This is a genomic window from Blastococcus tunisiensis (genome assembly GCF_900112815.1).
Classification (GTDB): Bacteria; Actinomycetota; Actinomycetes; order Mycobacteriales; family Geodermatophilaceae; genus Blastococcus_B; species Blastococcus_B tunisiensis.
This window is the reverse complement of record NZ_FOND01000010.1, coordinates 1-15,003: the sequence shown is the minus strand read 5'-3', so window position 1 is coordinate 15,003 and position 15,003 is coordinate 1. Positions and strand designations below refer to the sequence as shown.

The following is a 15,003-nucleotide window of genomic DNA, read 5'->3' as shown; positions in this document are numbered from 1 at the left end:
GGCACCGGGGTAGGTGGTGCGCGATCGAGTTCGCGACACAGAGGAGTGAGAACGTGGCCAGCGTGCAGCAGTCCGTCGACGTCGACGTCCCCATCCGGGTCGCCTACGACCAGTGGACGCAGTTCGAGTCCTTCCCCCAGTTCATGGGCGGGGTCGAGCGCATCACGCAGCTCGACGACACGCACACGCACTGGGTGACGAAGATCGGCGGGGTCGAGCGGGAGTTCGACGCCGAGATCACCGAGCAGCACCCCGAGGAGCGCGTCGCCTGGACCAGCACGACCGGTGAGGCCAAGCACGCCGGTGTGGTGACCTTCCACCGCCTCGACGACGCGAAGACCCGCGTCATGATCCAGATCGACTGGGAGCCCGAAGGCCTGGTCGAGAAGGCGGGCGCGGCCGTGGGCATCGACGACCACCAGGTCAAGGCCGACGCCAAGCGCTTCAAGGAGTTCATCGAGAGCCAGGGCACCGAGACCGGCGCCTGGCGCGGGGACGTGCAGCGCCCCGACGAGTCCTGACCCCCCTCGATGATCAGGTGACCTGATCATCGAGCGTCCTCCCTCACCGTCTGCCGTGAGGGAGGACGCGCCACGATCAGGTCAGCTGATCATGGCGCGGAAACGGCGCCCGTCCCTCGAGGGGACGGGCGCCGTCGTCGTCGCTCAGCTCATTCCGCGTCCAGGTCCTGCGCGACCATGCCGGCGATCCGGTCGAGCACGGCCTCGTCCTCGCTGGTGACGACGACGTCCATGCCCTGCTTGGCGCCGAGCGTCATGATCATCAACGGCGATCCGGCGTCGACCGGGTTGCCTCCGACCGTGGCCAGGGTGACCGGCACGCCGGCCTTGCCCACGGCCTCGGCGATCAGCGCTGCGGGCCGGGCGTGCAGCCCTACCCGTGATCCGACGGGGACGGTCTGACTGGGCATCGTTCCTCTTCTCGCTGCTGGGACGGGGGACCGGACGATGGGTGTGGGCGGAAGGATGCCCGTCACGCGCCGGCGGCGCGCGCCGGGACGACGCCCGGGGTGTGGGCGTGCTGCAGGTCGACGGCGTCCTCGGGGGCGTCGTCGGCGTCGCTGCGGCCGATGCTCTTGGCGACGGTGACCGCGATTCCCCCGACGACGGCACCGATCGCGATCGCCAGCAGCCACAGCAGCACGTTGCTGATCGCGAAGAAGACGAACACCCCGCCGTGCGGCGCCCGCGCCTCGATGTCCAGGACGGCCACGATCGCCCCGGTGGTGGCGCCGCCGAGCATCATCGACGGGATGACGCGGACCGGGTCGGCCGCGGCGAACGGGATCGCGCCCTCGGAGATGAACGAGAGTCCGAGCAGCCAGGCCGCCTTGCCGTTCTCCCGCTCGGCGGCGGTGTAGAGACGTCCGCGGACGGCGGTGCTGAGGGCCATCGCCAGCGGCGGCACCATCCCGGCCGCCATCACGGTCGCCATGATCACGAACGAACCGCTGGTCTGGGAGGCCAGGCCCGCCGTGGCGAAGAGGTAGGCCGCCTTGTTGACCGGGCCGCCGAGGTCGAAGCACATCATCAGGCCGAGGATGATCCCGAGCAGGATGGCGGAGGAGCCGCTGAGGCCGTTGAGCCAGTCGCCGAGGCCCTCGAGGGCCGCCGCCAGCGGTCGGCCGAGCACCATCACCATGATGCCGCTGGAGATCAGCGTGGCCAGCAGCGGGATGATCACCACCGGCTGCAGCCCGCGGACGCCGGCGGGGAGCCGCCAGCGGCTGATCCACAGCGCCACGAGCCCGGCGAGGATGCCGCCCACCAGGCCGCCGAGGAAGCCGGCGCCCACGGTCAGCGAGACCGCGCCGATGACGAAGCCGGGCGCGATGCCCGGCCGGTCGGCGATGGCGTAGGCGATGTACCCGGCCAGCGCCGGGACGAGGAACGCGAACGCCGCCTGCCCCAGGACCGTGCAGACCGCGCCCAGGTAGCCGAGGATGCCGAACCGCAGTTCCTCGGTGCTCGAGCCGGCCGGGAGGTCGAACAGCGAGTTGTTCAGCACCCAGCTGAGGGCGTAGCTCTGCCCCTCGACGTCGGGGTTGCCGTTGACGATCTGGTAGCCGCCGAGGGCCAAGCCCAGCGCGATCAGCAGGCCACCGGCCGCGACGAACGGGATCATGTAGCTGACGCCGGTGAGCAGCCAGCGGCGGATCTCCGTGGCGGTGCGCGCCCCGCCACCACCGCCGGCGGCCGGGGCCTCGGCGGCGGCCGTGCCGGGCACCCGGCGGGCGTTCGGGTCGTCCGCCGCGGCGAGCGCCTCGCGGATCATCACGTCGGGCTCGTTGATCGCCCGCTTGGTGCCGCTCTGCACGAGCGGCTTGCCGGCGAACCGCTCCCGGTCCCGCACCCCGACGTCGACGGCGAAGATCGCGGCGTCGGCGGTCCGGATGAGGGCCGGGTCCAGCGGGGTCGACCCCGATGAGCCCTGCGTCTCCACGTGGATGTCCACACCGGCGGCCTCGCCGGCGGCGGCGAGCTTGTCGGCGGCCATGTAGGTGTGCGCGATGCCGGTCGGGCAGGCACTGACCACCACGATGCTCCTGCGCCCGGCGGGTGCGGCCTCCGCGGCCGGTGCGGCCTCCGTGGCTGCGGTGGCTCCCGCGGACGGCCCGGCCGGGGCGGGGGAGACGACGTCCTCCACCAGGGCCACGATCTCCGCGTCGGAGCTCGCCGACCGCAGCGAGGCCACGAACTCCGGGCGTACGAGCGCCCGGGCCAGGGCGGTCAGCAGGGTCAGGTGGTCGGCGTCGCCGTGCGCCGGCGCGGCGATGAGGAACGCGAGGTCCGCCGGGCCGTCCGGCGCGCCGAAGTCGACCGCCGGGGAGAGCCGGGCGAACGCCAGGGACGCCTCGGTCACGGCCTCCGAGCGGCAGTGCGGGATGGCGATGCCGCCGGGGAGCCCGGTCGCCGCCTGCGCCTCGCGCGCCAGGACGTCGGCCTGCAGGGCGGCGGCGTCGGTGGCCCGGCCGGCCGCGGCGACCAGGTGGGCCAGCCGGCCGACGACCGCGGCCTTGTCGGTGCCCAGATCGGCGTCGAGCGCGACGAGGTCCGGGGTGATGAGTGCGGGCATGGGGTCCTCTCCCGGAGGGGTCAGCGGGCGTCCCGGCCGGCGGCCGGAACGGGAGCGGTCGGTGCGGAACCGGGGAATCCGGCGGTGATCCGGACGGCGGAGCCGTCCACCTGGGCGGGGGCGGGCACGGCGGAGCCCGGCAGCGATGCGCTGGCCGCTCCGTAGGCGACGGCGCTGCGCAGCCGCTCGGCGGGAGGTTGTCCGGCGAGGGAGGCGAGCAGGTGGCCGGCCAGGCTGCAGTCGCCGGCACCGACCGTGCTGCGGACGGTGATCTCCGGCGGCCGGGCCGACCAGAGCCGGCCGTCGGCCGTGGCGAGCACCGCCCCGTCGCCGCCGAGCGTGAGCAGCACCTCGGCGACCCCGCGGTCGTGCAGCGAGCGCACCGCCGAGAGCATCGCGGCGGGGTCGCCCAGCAGGTCGCCCTCGGGCACGCCGGCCAGCTGGGCCAGCTCCTCGGCGTTGGGCTTGAGCAGGTCGGGGGCGGCGGCGGGCCCTGCCGCCAGCAGCGCGAGCAGCGGTGCCTCGCTGGTGTCGACGGCGATCCGCGCCCCGGTGTCGCGCAGCGAGCGGACGAGGTCGGCGTACCAGCCGACCGGCGTCCCCGGCGGCAGCGAACCGGAGAGCACGACCCACCGTGCGCCGGCGGCGTGCCGGTGGAGGGCGTCGGAGAGCGCCGCCCGCGTGGCCTCGGTCAGCGGGGCGCCGGGCTCGTTCAGCTTCGTCGTGGTGCCGGCCGGGTCGACCAGCGTGTAGTTGGTGCGCACCGGGGTCGGTACCGGCACGGTGGCCAGCTCGAGGCCGATGGCGCGCAGCGCCGAGACGATCGGGTCCGACGCGGCGGCGGGCAGGACCGACACCACGTCACCGCCGGCCGCGGCCAGCGCGCGGGCCACGTTGACCCCCTTGCCGCCGGGTTCGGTGCCGCTGCCGGCCAGCCGCACGATGCCGCCCGCCGTGAGCGGGGCGGGGAGCTCGAGCGTGCGGTCCAGGCTCGGGTTCGCGGTCAGCGTGACCACCCGGCCCGGGATCCCCCGGGCGGTCATGCGAGCACGACCTCGACGCCGGCCTTCTCGATCTCGGCGACGATCCCCGGATCGGCGCCCTGGTCGGTGACCAGGACGTCGACGTCCTCCAGGGCGGCGTAGCGGACCAGGTGCTCGCGGCCCAGCTTGCTGCTGTCGGCGAGCACCACCACCCGCTGGCCCGCCCGGACCATCGCCCGCTTGACCGACGCCTCGGCGTCGTCCGGCGTGCTGAAGCCGTGGTCGGGGGCGATGCCGTTGGCGCCCAGGAAGGCCACGTCCACCCGCAGCTCGGCCAGGGTCCGGACCGTCGCCTCCCCGACCGCGCACTGGGTGACGCCGCGCACCCGCCCGCCCAGCAGGTGCAGGGTCACGCCGGCGGGGACGGAGAGCCGGGAGGCGATCGGGATGGAGGAGGTGACGGCGAGCAGCCGGTGCTCGGCGCCGAGGAGTTCGGCGAGGGCGGCCGTCGTCGTCCCGCCGTCCAGGACGATGCTCCCGTCCGCGCCGGGCAGCAGGTCGAGCGCGGCCTGGGCGATGGCCCGCTTCTGCTCGCCGTGCGACCGGTGCCGCTCGCCGAGTCCCGGCTCGGCCAGGGTCAGGGCACCGGAGGGCACCGCGCCGCCGTGCACGCGGCGCAGCATCCCGGCCCGCTCCAGGACCGCCAGGTCCCGCCGGACGGTCTCGGTGGTGACCCCGAACTCCTCGGCGAGGGCGGTGACGGCGACCCGCCCGCGGTCGCTCGCCAGGGCCGCGATCGCCTGCTGGCGTTCTTCGGGATAGAGCACGCTGTCCTCCGACCGACGCGGCGAGGGGGATGTCCGACCGTGTGGACTTGCCATTGCTTTTGTGTTGTTTTACGTCTGTTCCGTTGACAAGTCAACACCTGTTCGTGACTCTGGTCACCACCAGCCCGCCATTCCGCACCCGGCCCCTGCAGCGAGGTCCCCATGTCGAGCACCGTCTCCCCGCCCGCGACCCTCGGGCCGGCCGTCCTCACCGGTACCCCGGTGGTGCCCGGTGCGGCCGTCGGTCCCGCCGTGCGGCCCACGGGTGCGGTGCGCCTGCCGGACGAGCCGGGCGCCGCGATCCCCGAGGATCGGCGGGAGGCGGAGAAGGCGCGCTACGGCGCAGCCGCCGAGGCCGTCGCCGAACGGCTGACCGCGCGGGCGGCCGCCGCGACGGGGGTGAGCGCGGAGGTGCTCAGCACCACGGCCGGCATCGCCCGCGACCGGGCGCTGCGCAGTGCGGCGGAGCAGCGGATCGACGGCGGCACGCCCGCCCCCGTCGCCGCGGTGGAGGCCGCCGCGCAGTTCATGGACATGTTCGCGGCGCTGGGTGGCCTCATGGCCGAGCGGGTGCCCGACGTGCGCGACGTGCGGGACCGGATCGTCGCCGAGCTCACCGGGCAGGGGGAGCCGGGCGTCCCCGCCCCCGACATCCCCTCCGTGCTCCTCGCCGACGACCTCGCGCCGGCCGACACCGCCGGCCTGGACCCGGCCCGCATCCTCGGTCTGGCGACCCGGCTGGGCGGCACCACCAGCCATACCGCGATCATCGCCCGCCAGCTCGGGCTGCCCTGCGTCGTCGGCGTCGGCGGCCTCGACGACGTCCCGGCGGGGGCGACGGTGCTAATCGACGGCGAGCAGGGCACCGTCACCGTGGATCCCGACCCCGGGGAGGCGCAGGAGCGGGTGGCGGCGGCGCGGGTGGCCATCGAGGCGCTGGCCGGCTACCGCGGCCCCGGTGCCACCCGGGACGGGCACGTCGTCCAGGTGCTCGCCAACGTGCAGGACGGCGCCGGTGCACGGGCGGCCGTCGCCGCGCACGCGGAGGGCGTCGGGCTCTTCCGCACCGAGCTCGCCTTCCTGGGGCGGCCGGAGGAGCCGTCGGTCGAGGAGCAGGCCGCCGGCTACGCCGAGGTCCTGGCCGCCTTCCCCGGTCGCAAGGTCGTGGTGCGGACGCTGGACGCCGGCTCGGACAAGCCGCTGGCCTTCGCCACGCCGCCCGACGAGGCCAACCCCGCGCTCGGCGTCCGTGGCCTGCGCGTGGCCCGCCGGGATCCCGGGCTGCTGGAACGCCAGCTCGACGCCGTGGCGGAGGCGGCGGAACGGACGGGGTCGACGCCGTGGGTCATGGCGCCGATGGTGGCCACGGTCCCCGAGGCGGCCGGCTTCGCGTCCGCCGTCCGCGCCCGCGGGCTGGTGCCCGGCGTGATGATCGAGGTGCCCTCGGCCGCGCTGCACGCCGAGCGGCTGCTGGCGCACGTGGACTTCCTGTCCATCGGCACCAACGACCTGTCGCAGTACGCGCTGGCCGCCGACCGGCTGTCCGCCGACCTGGCCGAGCTCACCGACCCGTGGCAGCCGGCGCTCCTCGAGCTCGTCGCCCTCACGGCGGCGGCCGGTCGCCGGGCGGGCAAGCCGGTGGGCGTCTGCGGGGAGGCGGCCGCGGACCCGCTGCTGGGCTGCGTCCTCGTCGGTCTGGGCATCAGCTCGCTGTCGTGCGCCACGTCCGCCGTGGCGCGGGTCGGCGCCCGGCTGTCGACCGTCGACCGCTCCGCGTGCGAGCGCGCGGCGGAGGCGGCGCTGGCCACCGACGACCCCCAGGCGGCTCGGGCGGCCGCCCGGACCATCCTTGCCGGGTGACCACTCTCACCCGAAATGGTGAGAGAACGTCGGTCGAGCTTCAGTTCTACCTGTGATTCGTCGGAATACAGTGGTGTCAGCCTGCATTGCTAAGGGTGTAGGCGCACCACTCCGATGAAAGAGGCAGTACGAGATGAGCAGCGTGACGACCCGGTGGCAGCAGCGGCGGCAGGCCGCGCGTACCCGGCGCGCCCTGAACCAGGCCCTGGCGCGCACGAGCAGCCCGGCGATGCGCGACGAGCTCCTGACGCTCGCCAACCGCTGACCCCCGGGGCCCGGCCCCGCACGACCCCGACCTCCCCCTGGAGGCCGGGGTCGTTCGCTGTCCGGGGCCGTTCGCTGTCCGGGGTCGTCTGCTGTCCGGGGCCGTCCGCGCCGGAGCCGGGCCGGCGGCTGTCCGGGGTCGTTCGTTGTCCGGGGTCGTTCGCTGTCCGGGGCCGTCCGCGCCGGAGCCGGGCGGGCGCCCCGTCCGGTGGGGCGGGCAGTGCTGGCATGCTGCTGCGGTGCGTGTACCGGCTCATCACAACGGGTCACGGCGCTCAGGTCGGACGCCGTGACCGCCGACCATCCCCACGTGCACCTCGCAGGGACGGCGACCCGCTGCGGCGCGCCCCCTGAGCGGCGGCCCGCCCCGGCGCCCTCCGGCACGCCCGCCGCCGGACGGACCCGATGACCGCCCCCGTCGCCGAGCCCCGGGAGACCTCGGGAGCGACCACCGGTGGACTGCTGCGCTACGTCCGTTCCACCGCGGGTCCCGAGGCGGTCGACCGCCTGCTGGCGCGGTCCGGCGTCCCGCACACGGCCGAGCAGCTCGAGGACCAGTCGCTCTGGTGGAGCTACGAGACGCGGATCCGCCTGTTCTCCGCGGCCACCGAGGTGGTCGGCGACCCGGCGCTGATGTTCAAGGTCGGCGCGGCGGCGCTGCAGACCGGTCTGGCCCACTCGATCGTCATCCTGCTGCGCGCGCTGGGCAGCCCGCGCCAGGTGATCAACCAGTTGCCCCGGGCGGTCGCCAAGTTCAGCACCACGTCCACCATGGAGGTGCTGGACTCCGGTGCCACGTCGGCCACCATCCGCTACACGCTGCACCCCGGCTACCGGCACTCCCGCCTCGACTGCAGCTACGCCCAGGGCCTGTTCAGCGTCGTCCCCACGGTCTTCGGGCTGCCTGCCGCCCGGATCGAGCACGACGAGTGCGAGTCCGACGGCCACGGCGCGTGCGTCTACCGCATCACGTGGGACCGGCGCACCCGGCTGCCCCGGCGTCGCCGCGACCGGGCCGCCCAGAGCCTGGAGCTGCACGCCCTCCGCGGCCAGCTGCGCATCCTGCAGTCCGCGGCCACGGAACTGGTCGCCAGTGACGACGTCGCCACCGCCCTGCAGCGCATCGTGGCCCGGGCCGCCGAGGCGGTCCTGGCGCCGGCCTACCTCCTCGCCGTGCGCCCGCCGGGTCGCGGGGAGCCGTACGTGCACAGTGCCGGGCTACCGGCCGCGGACGTCGCCGGCATGGCGGCGACGCTGCTCGCGGGCGGGGACCTCGGCCCCGGCGCCGTCGTCGTCGACGTCGCCTCCGCGAGGCACTCCCACGGCCGGCTCGCGGCGATCTACCCCACCAGCGACGGCGGGGCGATGGGTGACGAGGCCTCGATGCTGGCCGCCTACGCCGGCCACGCGGCCGCCGCGCTGGACCTGGTCATCGCCCTGGAGGACGCCCGCCAGCAGGCCGACCGGGCGGGCGCCCTGCTGTCGCTGGCCCACGCGCTGGCCGCGACCACCGACGCCGGCGCGGTCACGCAGGTCGTCAGCGAGGCGCTGCCGCGGATCGTGGGCTGCACCAGCGCCGGGATCCTGCTCTGGGACGCCGCCACCGCCTCGCTGCGCTCCCACTCGTCCGTCGGGCTGTCCGGCGACGGCACCGACTTCCTGCTCGGCTCCACGCTGCGGGCCGAGGACGCCCCCGAGCTCGTCGGCATGCTCACCGACCGGGAGCCCCGGATCATCAGCGCCGCCACGAGCAGCCCGGCGCTGCGGGACCTGCTGCGGGGCGCCGGCACCGCGGACGTCGTCGCCGTGCCGCTGCTGTCGGGGACGACGTTCCTGGGCGTGGCCACGGCCGGCTGGCGCGCCGGGGAGGCGCCGACCCGGCTGGACGGCGACGTCCTCGCCCGGCTGCGGGGTGTCGGCGACCAGGCGACCAGCGCCCTGCAGAAGGCGCGGCTGCTGGACACCGTCCGCCACCAGGCGACCCACGACGCGCTGACCGGCCTGCCGAACCGCGTCCTCTTCCTGGAGCGTCTCCAGGCCGCCCTGCCCGGCGCGAGCCAGGGGGCCCACCTCGGCGTCCTCTTCTGCGACCTCGACCGCTTCAAGGACGTCAACGACACCCTGGGCCACGCCGCCGGTGACGAGCTGCTCCGTCAGGTGGCGGCCCGGCTGGGGTCGGCCGTGCGTCCGGGCGACACCGTCGGCCGGCTCAGCGGCGACGAGTTCGCCGTCGTCCTGCCCGGCCTCGTCCACCCCGACGACGCGCACGGGCTCGCCGCCCGCGTGACCGGCTGCTTCGACGAGCCGTTCCGCCTGGAGGGCACCGACGTGACGATGGGCACGAGCGTCGGCGTCACCGTGCACGGCGACGGCGGACCGCGCACGGCCGAGCAGCTGCTCCGCGAGGCCGACGCGGCGATGTACCGGCACAAGCAGCGCGGCGGCCGCGGTCGGCGGACCACCCGCGCAGCCCCCTAGGTCGCCCGCCCGCGCCCCGGCCCCGTCCAGAGGCTCGCCCCGAGCCGGCGAGGGCTGATGGCCCCGTTCAGAGGCTCGACGCGAGCCTGCGAGCGGGGAGGAGGACGGGGGGTCCTTCCGGGGGTGTCTCTCAGTCGCGCAGGCGGGCGCGCAACGCCGCCTGCTCGTCGGCGCCGAACCCGTGCGCGTGCAGCCAGCCGATCGGGCCGCCGTGCCGCTCGTCGAGCAGGGTGAGCACGCGGTCCATCGTCTCCGCCCGCGGCGTGTGGCTGGCGACGTCCCGGGAGACCATGTCGTCGGCGTAGGTCGGTGACGCGGCGAGCTTCGCGACCAGGGCGTCGATGATCTCCGCGGTCATGGCGTAGTCGGCGACGATCTCCTCGTGCGGCACGCCCGCGACCGCGAGCGACAGCGCGCACACGACGCCGGTGCGGTCCTTGCCCGCCGCGCAGTGGACGACCGACGCCCCGGGCGCGCGGGTGAGGGCGCGCAGGGCGCCGACCACGTTGTCGGCGCGGTGGCCGAGGTAGCCCAGGTAGGAGCGCACGGCGGGGTGCTCCCCCTCGTCGTGCTCGGCGACCTGGCGGGGGAGCAGCGACTCGGCCCAGCCGGCGGGGAGGTCGAGGGCGACGTCGTCCTCCTCCACCGCGAAGACGTCCGTGTGGTGCCCGCGCTCGGGGAGCAGGCTGAAGTGCCGGTGCTCGACGTCGGGGACCCGGCGCAGGGGGCCGCGGCCCTCCAGCAGGATCTCCGCGGTCGTGCGCAGGTCGATCACCTGGCGCAGGCCGACGCCGCGGACCAGCCGCTCGACGTCGTCGCCGCTCAGGGTCTGCAGGTTGTCGCTGCGCAGGATGCGCCCGGCCGCGGTGCGGCCGCCGTCGGACGTGGGCAGCCCGCCCAGGTCCCGGGTGTTGGTGGTGCCGTCGAGCCGCACCCAGCGGCCGGTGCGCGTGGAGGTCACCCGACGACGGTACGTCCCGCGGTCAGCAGGTCGTCGCAGACCTCGACGAGGCGGGTGCGGAGGACGGCGCCGCGCTCGGCGAACCCGCGCTGCGCGCTGACGTACTCGGCCTTGCCCTCCGCCGTCTCGATCGCGACCGGTTCGTACCCGTGGTCGCGCAGGTCGTACGGGGAGGCGCGCATGTCCAGCACCCGGATCTCCGCCGCCAGCTCGAAGCAGTCGGCGACCAGCTCACCCGGCGTCGCGGGGCTGAGCTTGTAGGCCCACTTGTAGAGGTCCATCCCGGCGTGCAGGCAGCCGGGCTGCTCGAGCCGGGACTGCGTCTCGCGGGTCGGTCGCACCCGGTTGCGGGGGACGGCGGCGGGGGTGAAGAAGCGGAACGCGTCGTAGTGCGTGCACCGGATCGGGTGGGATTCCACGACGGCGTCGGTGCCCTCCTGCCCGAGGCGGAGCGGGACGGCGTGCCGGGTGCCCGTGTCCCGGTAGACCATCGCCCACTCGTGCAGCCCGAGGCAGCCGGTGAAGGCCGGCCGCGAAGCCGTGGCGGCCAGCAGCCCGCGGACGAAGCGGACCGTGTCGCCGCGGTCGGCGAGGAAGGCGTCGACGTCCAGGCGCACCCCGCCGCCGTCGGGGCCGTACCAGCGCCAGCCGGCGTGCGGCGCCGACCCGGTCAGCGACACACCCGGCCCGGGGTGCCAGCGCGCCAGCCGGCCCGGCGGCTCGGAGTAGTAGGTGAACAGGAAGTCCAGCACCGGGTGCGCCACCCCGGCGCGGCGACGCGCACCGTGCGGCACGGTCCAGACGGCCACCCGCTCGGCGTGCGCCTGCGCGCGCGGCCGCCACTCGCCCTCGGCCAGGACGGTCGGGGACGGGGGCGGCACGGCGTCCAGGGTAGGGGCCCTCCGCCCGGCGCCCCGCGGGTGCGCCGGCGGGCGGAGGGGCCTGGCTCAGTCCGGCTCGTTCCCGGGCCGGGTCACCGAGTCCTCGCGCTGCGCGTCGGCGTCGGTGGTCAGGGCGACGTCGTCGTCGTGGCGGTCCTCGGTGGACCCGTCGTCGGCGGTGTCGGGGGATTCGCGGTAGCCGGTCGGCTGCGACTCGGTCATCGGCCGTCGTCCCCGGAACGGTCGGTCGGCGCCTGGACCTCTCCCGACGCGCCGGCCCGCCGGGCACGGGCCACGTCACCGTCGGCGCCGGCGGGCAGGTCGTCGCCCTGCGCGGCGTCGCGCTCGACCGCCTCGTCCGCGGTGAGGGGGACGTCGTCGAACGAGGAGTCCAGGTCGCTGTTGGCTCCGGTGGCGGACGACGTCGGGATGTCCTGCTGGATGCGGTCGCTGCCCTGCGGGTCGGTCATGCCGGCCTCCTTCGGTCGGGTCGTCCCCGTGGCCATGCCCGCCGTCCTCCCCGTGAAACGGCCGAGCCGGCCCGCCGTGGAACGGCGGAGGCCGCCTCCCCACGGTCGGGAAGGCGGCCTCCACCGCGGTGCCGGGCTCAGAACGCCGCTTCGTCGATCTCCATCAGCGCGTTGTCGGTGCTCTCCACGATGGCCCGCTCGGAGGACAGTCGCGGCAGCACCTGGGAGGTGAAGAAGCGGGTGGCGGCCAGCTTGCCCTCGTAGAAGAGGCGGTCCTTCTCCGGGACCTCGCCCGACAGCGCGGCCAGGGCCACCTCGGACTGGCGGACCAGCAGCCAGGCCGTGATCAGGTCACCGACGGACAGCAGCAGGCGCGAGGTGTTCTGGCCGACCTTGTACAGGCTGGACATGTCCTCCTGCGCGGCCGACAGGTGGCCGAACATCGCGGTGAGCATGCCCTGGACGTCGGACAGCGCGGCGGCCAGGTGCGCCCGCTCCTCCTTGAGCCGGCCGTTGCCCGCCTCCGCCTCGATCGTCGACTGGATCTGGGAGGCCAGCCAGGTCAGCGCCACCCCGCCGTCCTTGACGATCTTCCGGAAGAAGAAGTCCTGCCCCTGGATCGCCGTCGTCCCCTCGTAGAGGGTGTCGATCTTGGAATCCCGGATGTACTGCTCGATCGGGTAGTCCTGCAGGAAGCCCGAGCCGCCCAGGGTCTGCAGCGACTCGGCGGTCAGCAGCTGGGTGGCCCGCTCCGAGCCGAAGCCCTTGACGACCGGCAGGAGCAGGTCGTTGACCTTGGCGGCCAGCACGGCCTGCTCGCTGTCGGCGGTGCCGGCCGCCTCGGCCTCGGTCACCTGGTCGCGGAAGCTCGCCGCGTAGAGGTAGAGCGCGCGCATGCCCTCGGCGTAGGACTTCTGCAGCATCAGCGAGCGGCGCACGTCGGGGTGGTGGGTGATGGTGACCCGCGGCGCGTCCTTGCTCGTCGCGGTGAGGTCGGCGCCCTGGACCCGGTTCTTCGCGTAGTCCAGCGCGACCTGGTAGCCGGCCGACAGCGTGGCGATCGCCTTCGTGCCGACGAACATGCGGGCGTACTCGATGATCTTGAACATCTGGGCGATGCCGTCGTGCACGTCGCCGACGAGCCAGCCCTGGGCGGGCACCGGGCCGTCGCCGAAGGTCACCTCGCAGGTGGTGGAGACCTTGAGGCCCATCTTCTTCTCGACGTTGGTGACGTAGGCGCCGTTGCGCTCGCCCAGCTCGCCGGTCTCGACGTCGACGTGGAACTTGGGGACGACGAACAGCGACAGCCCCTTGGTGCCGGCCTTCGCGCCCTCCGGACGGGCGAGCACCAGGTGGATGATGTTGTCGCTGAGGTCGTGCTCGGCGGAGGTGATGAACCGCTTCACGCCGGTGATGTGCCAGGAGCCGTCGGGCTGCTGCACGGCCTTGGTGCGGCCGGCGCCGACGTCGGAGCCCGCGTCGGGCTCGGTGAGCACCATCGTCGCGCCCCAGCCCCGGTCGATCATCAGGCGGGCGAGCTTCTTCTGCTCCTCGGTGCCGAGGTCGTAGAGCGTCTGGCCGAACGCGGGACCCGATCCGTACATGAAGACGGCGGGGTTGGCGCCGAGCACCATCTCGAAGGCGGCCCAGGTCAGCGCCGCGGGTGCGCCGAAGCCACCGAGCTCCTCGGAGAGGTCCAGCCGGTACCACTCGCCGGCGTTGAGCGCCTCGACGGACTTCTTGAACGACTCCGGCAGCGTCACCGAGTGCGTGGCCGGGTCGAAGACCGGCGGGTTGCGGTCGGCGTCGGTGAAGGAGGCCGCGATCGGGCCCTCCGCGAGCTTGCGGATCTCGGCCAGCACGCCGCGGGCGGTGTCGGCGTCCATCTGCTCGAACGGCCCGGTGCCGAAACGGTCCTTGGTGTCCAGGAACTCGAACAGGTTGAACTCGAGGTCCCGGAGGTTGGCGGTGTAGTGCGTCATCGAGCTGGCTCCCGTGCTCCGTGCGGCGGCTGGCGTAGTCCTACTCGCCAGTAACAAACGTTATTACCCACCGGTAGCAACGGCAAGAGCCGGGGTCGGCAACACGCCGGGCCGACCCCGTCTCCCTCCTGCGGGTCAGCGGTTGCGGCGGCGTCCCCGCACGGTCATCACCGCGTCGAGCAGCCCGACGATCGCGCCGCCGAGGGCGGCGGCGATGAGCAGGGCGACGACCAGCGGTGCCCGGACGTCGGTGAAGACCAGGCTGATCTCCACCGTCTGCGTGTTGAACACGACGAACAGCACCAGGACGACGGTGACGAAGAGCAGCAGCGCGAGCGCGAGGGTCCGCCCGATCGCGCGGCCGGGGCTCCGGCTGGGCCGGGTCTCCGGCGCCGGTCCGTCCGGCCCCGCTCCGTTCTCCGGCGGCGGGCTCGGCCGGTCACTCGCCGGCGAGCCGAGGGTCGGGTCGGATCCGGGCGTTCCGGCGGGGCGCGGTTCGGGGGTGCTCACGCCATGAGTGTGCTGCTCGGGGCCGGTCCGCGCAGCACCTGCGCGCACCCGGTCGGCGTCGATCCGGTATCAGTTCGCGTCGGGCTCGGTCTCCGCCGGCGGGTAGCTCGGCCCGGCGACGCCGTCGGCCGGCCCGGGCTCGCCACCCTGCGATCGGGGGTCCCCCGGTGGTGCGGTGTCGGCTCCGAGCGGAGCGGCGTCCCGGTCGGAACCGGCGTTCTCCTCGTCGGGCATCGTCACCCGGCCATCGTCGCCGCCGGGTCGCGCCCCCGCCACTCGCTCCCGCCCGCCACGATCCCGCCCCGCCCGGCTGCCGCCCGCCACGATCCCGCCCCGCCATGATCAGCGACGGCGGATTCAAGGGGCGGACGCAGCACCCGCGGTTTGATCGCCTGACAGTAGTGGGCCGATGACCTCGTCGGGCTTGAGCCAGCCGAGGGTCTTGCGTGGTCGATCGTTGAGCTCGGCGGCGATGGCGGCGAGGTCTTCGGCGCTGTGCACCGAGAGGTCGGTGCCTTTGGGCAGGTACTGGCGGAGCAGTCCGTTGGTGTTCTCGTTGGTGCCGCGCTGCCAGGGGCTGTGCGGGTCGCAGAAGTAGATCGGCAAGTCCGCGGCGATGCTGATCTTCTTGTGGTTGCGCATCTCCAGGCCCTGGTCCCAGGCCAGGGAGCGGCGCAGCTGGGCCGGCAGT

16 protein-coding genes are annotated in these 15,003 nt (G+C 74.6%); 4 read left to right on the top strand and 12 right to left on the bottom strand.

Annotated features, from left to right (window positions below; genetic code table 11):
• The first annotated feature begins 53 nt into the window (after positions 1-53).
• Positions 54-521, top strand: a complete 468-nt coding sequence (locus BM142_RS13515; RefSeq protein WP_092199566.1) for an SRPBCC family protein — start codon at positions 54-56, stop codon at positions 519-521.
• A gap of 149 nt (positions 522-670) precedes the next feature.
• Here the strand turns inward: BM142_RS13515 and BM142_RS13510 are convergent, their stop codons facing one another.
• The 4 genes from BM142_RS13510 to BM142_RS13495 all read right to left on the bottom strand — a co-directional run bounded on the left by BM142_RS13510 (position 671) and on the right by BM142_RS13495 (position 4,906).
• Positions 671-931, bottom strand: a complete 261-nt coding sequence (locus tag BM142_RS13510; protein ID WP_092199563.1) for an HPr family phosphocarrier protein — start codon at positions 929-931, stop codon at positions 671-673.
• Positions 932-993: 62 nt separating this feature from the next.
• Positions 994-3,096, bottom strand: coding sequence for a PTS fructose transporter subunit IIABC (locus BM142_RS13505; protein ID WP_092199560.1), 2,103 nt, complete (start codon positions 3,094-3,096; stop codon positions 994-996).
• 20 nt (positions 3,097-3,116) lie between these two features.
• Positions 3,117-4,139: a 1-phosphofructokinase family hexose kinase gene (locus BM142_RS13500; protein WP_092199557.1), complete on the bottom strand. Its 1,023-nt coding sequence runs from the start codon at positions 4,137-4,139 to the stop codon at positions 3,117-3,119.
• Positions 4,136-4,906, bottom strand: a complete 771-nt coding sequence (locus BM142_RS13495) for a DeoR/GlpR family DNA-binding transcription regulator (RefSeq protein WP_254790906.1) — start codon at positions 4,904-4,906, stop codon at positions 4,136-4,138. Before BM142_RS13495 ends, BM142_RS13500 begins: the two co-directional genes overlap by 4 nt.
• A 162-nt stretch (positions 4,907-5,068) precedes the next feature.
• Between BM142_RS13495 and BM142_RS13490 the strand changes: the two genes are divergently transcribed.
• The 3 genes from BM142_RS13490 (at position 5,069) to BM142_RS13485 (ending at position 9,508) form a co-directional block, all read left to right on the top strand.
• The gene (locus BM142_RS13490) at positions 5,069-6,766 is read left to right on the top strand and encodes a phosphoenolpyruvate--protein phosphotransferase (protein WP_092199550.1); all 1,698 of its coding nucleotides are present in this window, start codon (positions 5,069-5,071) and stop codon (positions 6,764-6,766) included.
• 133 nt (positions 6,767-6,899) lie between these two features.
• A complete protein-coding gene (locus tag BM142_RS25400; RefSeq protein ID WP_256381300.1) occupies positions 6,900-7,031 on the top strand; it encodes a hypothetical protein in 132 nt (43 codons plus the stop codon).
• Between the two features lie 404 nt (positions 7,032-7,435).
• A complete protein-coding gene (locus tag BM142_RS13485; protein WP_092199547.1) occupies positions 7,436-9,508 on the top strand; it encodes a GGDEF domain-containing protein in 2,073 nt (690 codons plus the stop codon).
• A gap of 130 nt (positions 9,509-9,638) precedes the next feature.
• Here the strand turns inward: BM142_RS13485 and BM142_RS13480 are convergent, their stop codons facing one another.
• The 8 genes from BM142_RS13480 to BM142_RS13455 form a co-directional block, all read right to left on the bottom strand.
• A complete protein-coding gene (locus BM142_RS13480; protein ID WP_092199544.1) occupies positions 9,639-10,469 on the bottom strand; it encodes a tyrosine-protein phosphatase in 831 nt (276 codons plus the stop codon).
• Positions 10,466-11,350 carry a 3-methyladenine DNA glycosylase gene (locus BM142_RS13475; RefSeq protein ID WP_254790904.1) on the bottom strand — a complete coding sequence of 295 codons (885 nt, stop codon included), beginning with the start codon at positions 11,348-11,350 and terminating at the stop codon, positions 10,466-10,468. The genes BM142_RS13480 and BM142_RS13475 overlap by 4 nt, the downstream gene beginning before the upstream one ends.
• A 66-nt stretch (positions 11,351-11,416) precedes the next feature.
• Complete coding sequence (locus tag BM142_RS24575; protein ID WP_175527266.1) at positions 11,417-11,572, bottom strand: hypothetical protein; 156 nt, start codon at positions 11,570-11,572, stop codon at positions 11,417-11,419.
• Positions 11,569-11,820: a hypothetical protein gene (locus BM142_RS13470; RefSeq protein WP_092200006.1), complete on the bottom strand. Its 252-nt coding sequence runs from the start codon at positions 11,818-11,820 to the stop codon at positions 11,569-11,571. Before BM142_RS13470 ends, BM142_RS24575 begins: the two co-directional genes overlap by 4 nt.
• 137 nt (positions 11,821-11,957) lie before the next feature.
• The gene (locus BM142_RS13465; RefSeq protein ID WP_092199538.1) at positions 11,958-13,802 is read right to left on the bottom strand and encodes an acyl-CoA dehydrogenase; all 1,845 of its coding nucleotides are present in this window, start codon (positions 13,800-13,802) and stop codon (positions 11,958-11,960) included.
• 135 nt (positions 13,803-13,937) lie between these two features.
• Positions 13,938-14,312: a LapA family protein gene (locus tag BM142_RS25195; RefSeq protein ID WP_092199535.1), complete on the bottom strand. Its 375-nt coding sequence runs from the start codon at positions 14,310-14,312 to the stop codon at positions 13,938-13,940.
• A 69-nt stretch (positions 14,313-14,381) separates the two neighbouring features.
• On the bottom strand, positions 14,382-14,552 hold the full coding sequence (locus BM142_RS24565; RefSeq protein ID WP_175527265.1) for a hypothetical protein: 171 nt from the start codon (positions 14,550-14,552) through the stop codon (positions 14,382-14,384).
• A 117-nt stretch (positions 14,553-14,669) separates the two neighbouring features.
• Positions 14,670-15,003, bottom strand: a 334-nt coding sequence (locus tag BM142_RS13455; RefSeq protein ID WP_139228884.1) for an IS30 family transposase, incomplete at its 5' end; no start/stop codon positions are given.